This window comes from Hyalangium sp. (assembly GCF_035629615.1).
Taxonomy (GTDB): domain Bacteria; phylum Myxococcota; class Myxococcia; order Myxococcales; family Myxococcaceae; genus Hyalangium.
Window position 1 is genome coordinate 1 of record NZ_DASPHO010000844.1, and the last position, 5,739, is coordinate 5,739.

6 protein-coding genes are annotated in these 5,739 nt (G+C 68.0%); 2 read left to right on the forward strand and 4 right to left on the reverse strand.

Annotated features, from left to right (window positions below):
- The 3 genes from VD972_RS42390 to VD972_RS42400 form a co-directional block, all read right to left on the reverse strand.
- On the reverse strand, nucleotides 1–947 hold a 947-nt coding region (locus VD972_RS42390; RefSeq protein WP_324995263.1), incomplete at its 3' end, for a HAMP domain-containing protein.
- Between the two features lie 205 nt (nucleotides 948–1,152).
- Entirely contained in the window at nucleotides 1,153–2,037 is an 885-nt protein-coding gene (locus VD972_RS42395; protein WP_324995264.1) for a hypothetical protein, read from the reverse strand.
- A 226-nt stretch (nucleotides 2,038–2,263) separates the two neighbouring features.
- The gene (locus tag VD972_RS42400) at nucleotides 2,264–2,488 is read right to left on the reverse strand and encodes a hypothetical protein (protein WP_324995266.1); all 225 of its coding nucleotides are present in this window, start codon (nucleotides 2,486–2,488) and stop codon (nucleotides 2,264–2,266) included.
- A 180-nt stretch (nucleotides 2,489–2,668) separates the two neighbouring features.
- Here VD972_RS42400 and VD972_RS42405 point away from each other — a divergent pair, with 180 nt between their 5' ends.
- Complete coding sequence (locus VD972_RS42405) at nucleotides 2,669–3,127, forward strand: VOC family protein (RefSeq protein ID WP_324995268.1); 459 nt, start codon at nucleotides 2,669–2,671, stop codon at nucleotides 3,125–3,127.
- 12 nt (nucleotides 3,128–3,139) lie between these two features.
- Here the strand turns inward: VD972_RS42405 and VD972_RS42410 are convergent, their stop codons facing one another.
- On the reverse strand, nucleotides 3,140–4,627 hold the full coding sequence (locus VD972_RS42410; protein ID WP_324995270.1) for a PAS domain-containing sensor histidine kinase: 1,488 nt from the start codon (nucleotides 4,625–4,627) through the stop codon (nucleotides 3,140–3,142).
- Nucleotides 4,628–4,921: 294 nt separating this feature from the next.
- Here VD972_RS42410 and VD972_RS42415 point away from each other — a divergent pair.
- On the forward strand, nucleotides 4,922–5,739 hold an 818-nt coding region (locus VD972_RS42415; RefSeq protein WP_324995272.1), incomplete at its 3' end, for a hypothetical protein.

Sequence of the window (5,739 nt, forward strand, 5' to 3'; positions counted from 1 at the left end):
ACCTCGCCCTTTGCGTCCACGGTGATCTTCCGGGACAGGTCTCCTCGCGCCACCGCGGTGGAGACCTCGGCGATGTTTCGCACCTGGGCGGTGAGGTTGGAGGCCATGATGTTCACGTTGTCCGTGAGGTCCTTCCACGTACCCGCGACACCCTTCACCTCAGCCTGGCCACCCAGCTTGCCGTCGCTGCCCACTTCCTTGGCGACGCGCGTCACTTCCGAGGCGAACGCTCGGAGCTGATCCACCATCGTGTTCACGGTGGTACCGATGCGGAGGAACTCGCCCTTGACGGACTGGCCGTCGATCTCGAGCGCCATCTTCTGGGTCAGGTCACCCTCGGCCACCGCGACGAGCACGCGGGCCACTTCCGTGGTTGGCAGCACCAGGTCGCCGATCAGCGCGTTGATGGAGTTGACGCTGGTGGCCCAGCCGCCCCTCACCTCTCCGAGCGAGACGCGCTCGCCCATGCGGCCCTCGCGGCCCACCACGCGCTCCACGCGGACGATCTCGTCCGTGAAGGTGGCGTTGCGGCCCACCAGGCCGTTGAAGGCGTGGGCGATCTCGTCCAGCAACCCATTGCCGGAGTCCTCGGCCAGCCGCACACTGAAGTCCCCGGACTCGGCGGACTTGAGCGCGGTGAGCAGGGGGTAGAGCGGCTCGCTCGGACGGGTTCCTCGCGAGGCCACGACCCGGCCCTTGGCGCCATCGCCCGCGTGCTTGCCGTTGCCGTTGCGCTTCGTGCCCTGGCCGTTGCCATTCGAGCTCACGGCCCCCTCGGTGGCAGGCGGCCCTCCTCCCTCTTCGGCCTTCACGCCGGTGAAGCGGGACTTGACCCGGTTGCTCGGGTGCTTCGGGTCGGTCTGGGGAGTCTCTGCCCCGGCAGCCTGCTCCTTGCGGCGGGCGCCACGCTTCTTGCCATCAGGAGAGAAGTTGTCTTTCGAGTCCACGGAGATGAACCTCAGCTGAGGATGAGAAGAAGCGCGCTTCCAAGGGGGCGCGCAATCAGAGCCAGCTTCTAGAGGAGTTCAGAGACTTGTCGACTGCTGAGCGGAGCCGCTCTGGTCAACGGTTCAGAACTCAACCTCATTCAAATCAAGGGCCCATGCTCCCAGTAAAACAGCGGGGAACCTGGGGGCCCCGTTGCTAACGCTCTCAGGGGGCTGGAGCCGTGCAAGGAAGTCCGTCGCACCCTTGAACGTAGAGTGCCAGCCCGGAGAGTCGTCGTGCAGGCGTGCGGTAACGGTGCGGTGCTTCGGCACGCTCCCCTGTCTTCAGATCGAGCGTGAGCGCGAGCCCCTGGTCCGGCCCACAGGAGAGCAGGATGCGCTCGGGCGTGTCCAACCACCAGAGCTCCTCGACCTGGCAGGGGGCCTCGGCCCGGAGGGGCGCCAGGGTGCGCGCCTCGTAGGCCACCACACCGCCGCCCACCACCACGGCCGCCAGCAGGCCTCCCGGGCCCACGGAGAGAGCTCCTGTGGCGGGCAGCTTCGCTTCCCCCAGCACCTCGCCTCCAGGCGAGATGGAGAGCAGCTGTCCTTCCGCGTCCAGGGCAATCACCCCGGCCGCATGCCCGGCCAGGGCCACGGGGGCCAGGTCCCCCATGGGCACGAGCTGCTCGGCGTCCTGGCGCAGCAAGTGCTCGCGGGTGGCCACCCAGAGCCGCCCCTCGCCATCGAAGGTGATGGCGGTGACTCCGGGCGCGGAGAACACGGTGGGAGGGCCCTCCTTGCGGCAGAGCGCCACGGCGCGTGCGCCGAAGGTGGCCGCTCGCGCAGCATCCGGAGCCACCGCCCAGCCCAGCCGAGGGCCTGGAAAGGCCCCCGTCAGACAGTGGTTGAGCGCACCGAAGTGAGGATCGGTGGTGGGCGAGGAGACCAGGTACGGCAGGCTGGTGGTGGCGACGGCGACGAGCAGGCCCAGGGCCGCGGCCGTGATGAGCGAGAGGGCCCAAGAGCGTGGGCCCAGGGCCCGGGCATGCCGGCTCGAGGGCCGGTGGCCCCTCCTGCCTGTCGTCAGGATGCCGTCGCGATCGCGCAAGGTCAGGCCTTGTTATCGAACCTGGCCCGCGTTCGCACCTCCCCCTCCCCCGAAGCCCCGGGACGGGGGTGAGGGCTCCGGGAGACCTACAACCAACCGCTGCGCCCAGACGCCGGCAGTGTGCCTGCGGAGCACTGTTGGGTTGGCCCCAGCCATTGGGTGCTGGTGCGGCGAGCGTAGGTCTCGCCCCACCCACGCTGGAGAACCGGGGGGCGTGCTTCGAGCCTCAGGGCTTGCGCGGCTTGCCCGGGTCCGACTTCAGCTGGAGGCGATCGGAGAAGCTGCCCTTGCCGCTGGGCGGGAGCACCGCCGCCGCGACCCGCTCTCGCTTCATCGCCGCCAGCGGGCTGGCCGGATCTTCCTCCTGTGCTTCCTTCTCGTAGCGATCCTGGCCACCGAGGACACGGCCCACGGCGCTGAATCGGGTGGTGCGGCGGTAGGTATCCACCATGGCGGGCTCTCCGGACTGGACGCCCCCTTTTAGCGCGAATGTCCCTGGGATGCTGTGGGACTACCCTGTGGGTAGTTCCACAACACGCATCCAATGCCTTGACAGGCGTTCAGTGCAGACATAGTGAAGGTGCCGCTGTGAGCAGCAGGCAACCACGCCGTACACACCTGGAGGGGAACCATGGCCAAGGCAATTCCTGAGGGGTACCACTCGGTCACGCCGTACCTGATCGTGAAGGGCGCAGCCCGCGCGCTGGAGTTCTACAAGAAGGCGTTCAACGCCACGGAGCTGGTTCGCATGGAGGGCCCGGGCGGGACGATCGGCCACGCCGAGTTCCAGATCGGCAACTCGATCATCATGCTGGGCGATGAGAACGCCGAGTTTGGCGCGCGCAGCCCCGAGACGATCGGCGGCTCGCCCGTCGGGCTCTGCATCTACATTGAGGACGTGGACACCATCTTCAAGCGGGCCATCGCCGCCGGCGGCAAGGAGGAGCGGCCCGTGCAGGACCAGTTCTACGGCGACCGCTCCGGAACCCTGCGCGATCCCTTCGGCCACCAGTGGACCATCGCCACGCACATGGAGGACGTCTCCCCGGAGGAGATGGAGCGCCGCATGAAGGCCATGAAGCCCAAGTAGCGGGCTGCCGCCTCAGCGCCGCAGCGGCAGCTCGACCAGGAACGTCGCTCCACGTCCGGGCTCGCTCGAGACGCGGAGCGTTCCTCCATGGATGTCGACGATCTGGCGCGCGATGAAGAGGCCCAACCCCAGCCCCCCGAAATGGCGCGCGGAGGCCGCTCGCTCGAACTTGTCGAAGATTCGAGGCAGCGCCTCCGCGTCGATCCCCACTCCCTCATCCCGCACTGTGAGCCGGGCGCGGTCCCCGTGAGCCGTCACCTCGATCCGGACCGGCTTTCCGCCCCCGTACTTCAGCGCGTTTCCCAGCAGGTTCTCGACGACCTGTTCGATCCGGCCGCGATCCCAGTGGCCGATGACGTCCGGAGTCAGCACCAGCTCGATCTCGCAGCCCACCCGCTGCGCCTCGACCGCGAGCTGCTCCACCACCGCCCTCACAAGCTCTGACAGCGCGACCTCCGAGGGTGAGAGCTGCAACTGCCCCCGTGAGAGCCGCGTCACGTCCAGCAGATCCTTGATGAGCGCGGACAGGCGCCTCACCTGCCGCTGGGCCACCTCGAGGTGCTGTGTCAAGATCTCCGGGCGGGGTGGGCCTGCCGTGGCCAGGCGCTGGAGGTTCGACAGCTTGAGCGAGAGCGGCGTCAGCGGCGTGTTCAGCTCGTGGCTCGCAATCTGGAGGAACTCGTCCCGGACCCGGACGGCCTCGCGCAGCTCCGCCTCCACCGTCTTGAGCCGCGTCACATCGATGAGCGCACCCCGCACCAGCGTCGCGCGCCCGGAGGCGTCGCGCGCGAAGACATGGCCCGACACCGCCAGCCAGTGGAGGGAGCCGTCCGGCCAGATCACCCGGAAGTCGAAGGCGTAGTCATCCGGGCCTCCGGGCGCGACGGAGGCTTGCACGATGCGGTCCGACAGCCCCCGGTCCTCGGGGTGGGTCGCGCTCGTGAAGAGGTCGTACTGCCAGACATGCTGCGGCTCCAATCCATAGAGCGCGTCGTGGTTCTCCGTGCGGGTCATCTGCCCGGCGACGAAGTCGTATTCCCAGACCGCCACCTGCGCCGCCTGCGTCGCCAGCCGGAGCCGCTCCTCGCTCCGGCGCACGGACTCATCCGCCCAGACCTCGGCAAGCGTCGCAATCCACTCTCGCACCTGGCCCTCGGAGTCCAGGAGCGGCGCGCCGCGCATGCGGGCCCGCGTGTAGCGGTGTTTCGTCCGGAGGACGCGGTACTCGACTTCGTACGGCCGTCGCTGCGCCCGGGCTTCCCGCCACACGTTCTCGGCAGCCTCGCGATCCTCAGGGTGAATGGCGTCTACCCACCCGCGACCCTGGGCCTCTTCCCAGCCCTGCCCCGTGAACGCACGCCAGCTGGGGCTGTCATCCGCCAGCTCGCCCTCCGGAGTCAGGGCCCACACCACCTGGCCGGTGACCTCGGCCACCACCCGCACCGTGTCATGCTTCAGGGCTTCGCCAGCTCCCGCTCGTCGCAGCGAAGACTCGGTCATGACTCGCGCCACATCTCCCCTGCCTCCATGGGTGGCTTCCTTCCTTGGTCACGAAGCCCCAGGCCCCGGCAGGGCCAAAGGCAGCGTCTATTCACAATCCAACACTGCCCCTTTTCGGAGTTTACGGTCCTGCCTCAAGCGCTTTGACCCCAATGGAAAAATGCGCTACTCTTTAAAACGAATCGACGGCTCGCTGTGGTCCGAAGAGACCTCAGGGACGCCCTGGAAAGGTGGGGGGAGCGAAGCAAGAGCACCCGCACAAGACTCGGGGCTGGTTTCCACGGAGGGAGCGCGATGAAGAAGGTGATGAGCCAACTGGAGGAGAGGCAGCAGGGCTTCGCCGTTTCTCCCTTTGTGACCCTCCTGCTGGACTCGTCTTTCTCTCCCCAGGATCGCCTCCGTTTCCTGCCGTGCGTGGCGCCGCTCGTCATGGGCTCCGCCGAGCTGGCCAGCAGCCTGACCGGTGAGGAGGCCCCCGCGCAGCAGGAGGGCGCCGAGAGTCCGCACTGGGCCCCGTTCCTCAAGGACCTGCAGCTGCTGGACCTGTACTCCGTCTCCGACTTCAACTCCATGCTGCAGCTGCTGTGGGGTGAGGACTGCAGCCCGGTTCGCGAAGTGCTCTACGACTTCATCTCCATGGCCCGCTCCGCCACGCCCCTGCGCCGGCAGACGCTGCTGCTTGCGCTGCAGTCGGTGGGGCAGGTGAGCCTGGTGGCGCTGGAGCAGATTGCGCGCGAGCTGGAGGCCAGCACCCGCAAGCACCTGGTGAGCCTCGATGCGCTGCGCACCCAGCTGTACACGGGGCAGTGGGGCTCAGCCTCGCTCGAGCTGGACCTGACGCCCGAGCAGGAGCAGCAAGCGCTGAGCGACATCGACCAGGTGTTCTCCCTGGCCAACGAGCTGGCTGACTACCTGCTCGAGCACATCCAGAAGTGGTTCGCCGGCCAGGAGCGGCCCTCGCGGCAGGCGAGCATGGCCGCCCAGATTGCGGACATGAGCTTCCTGGACTTCGGCAACTCGCGCATCGCCGCGCTGTGCAAGTCGGCCGGCTTCACCTCCGTGGACACCCAGAAGGTGCAGAAGTACTTCACCTTCATGACGGACTCGTGGAA